This is a genomic window from Aquimarina sp. I32.4 (assembly GCF_002924285.1).
Classification (GTDB): Bacteria; Bacteroidota; Bacteroidia; order Flavobacteriales; family Flavobacteriaceae; genus Aquimarina.
In genome coordinates this window covers 1-1,180 of the sequence record NZ_PGUB01000239.1, presented here as the reverse complement: position 1 = coordinate 1,180, position 1,180 = coordinate 1, and the positions used below count along the sequence as shown (strand labels likewise).

Here is a 1,180-nt window from a genome sequence, read left to right as displayed (position 1 = left end):
AAGGGGGCGCTGACAGTCTCGTAAATTTTACTAATTTAGTGAGAAATTTAACAGAGCTGTCAGGCTCTACTCTACTGAGCAAGCAAAAAGAGAATTGATTATTAGTTAAAAAATAGCTCAAATGGAAAAAAAAGTAATCGTATTGTTTTTTTGTATTATAACAACGATATCAAGCTGCGGACAATCAACCAATAATACTATGGTGGAGAAAGAAAAAAGGATAATCCTAATTTTAGATACTCTGAAAAATGACTACTTTTGGCAGAATATTCCTTCAGATCTCCTCGGTTATGTCCCACCCAACTTTGATTTTGAAGCGGAAACAAAGAAATATCCATTTCGAATAGAAAGATACAATTATCGACTTGAATTAGATAGCTTGATGGATAAAAATCTATCCGAGAGTTTTCTAATAAGTCTATTAAACAGAGAATATAGGAATCAACAGAAGTATTTCTGTTATGATTTGACTACAAAATTGTTCACTTATCAAACCGATAGTAGTTATGCTGCACTCTATCATTTTTTTATTAAAAATCCTAAATATTATGACATAGCAGTTGAATTGGTCAAAAGAAATAAATATTATAATAAAATTCGGGAGTACATACTTGAATTAGACAACAATATATTAGTAGAACATTACTTTTATTTACACGTTTTTGAAGAAGAAACAGATAAACTACTTTTAGATAAAATAGCCAATTATGTACAAAACAAACTTGATTCTGAGGAGTTTTTCGCTGCTTATTTAAAAGTTAGTGCATTGAATATTTATTATGAAATAGAATCTGAATCATTTGAAAATGATAAAATAGTAAGAAAATACAGAGAAGAAATGAGTAAGTATGGAAATGGAGAAAAATTTCAAAGAGCCAGAAATAATTATTGGAGAACATATTGCGAAAAAGTATTAGAGTTCTATAAAAAACAATAAACGAATAGCAAATGCCAGCCCATAATAACTAAGCATATGGCGTGCCGATAGGCTAGCGCTATATGATCTGTTGACTGATCTGGGATTTGGTGATAAGGGGGGATTCGAGAGGTTTGCTATACCCTTAACAAGGAAGAAAATCGTTAGTATGTGACTTTAGCATTTTTTTATGGTAGCAGATTACCTCAAAAAACGATATTTCAAAGTAGTTTTCATGCTTTTTATGAAGATTTGCTTGGTTTT

1 protein-coding gene is annotated in these 1,180 nt (G+C 30.6%); it reads left to right on the top strand.

Annotation, left to right across the window (positions count from 1 at the left end; translation table 11 throughout):
• Positions 1-121: 121 nt before the first annotated feature.
• Positions 122-937, top strand: coding sequence for a hypothetical protein (locus CVD18_RS22265; protein WP_103867636.1), 816 nt, complete (start codon positions 122-124; stop codon positions 935-937).
• Positions 938-1,180 lie beyond the last annotated feature (243 nt).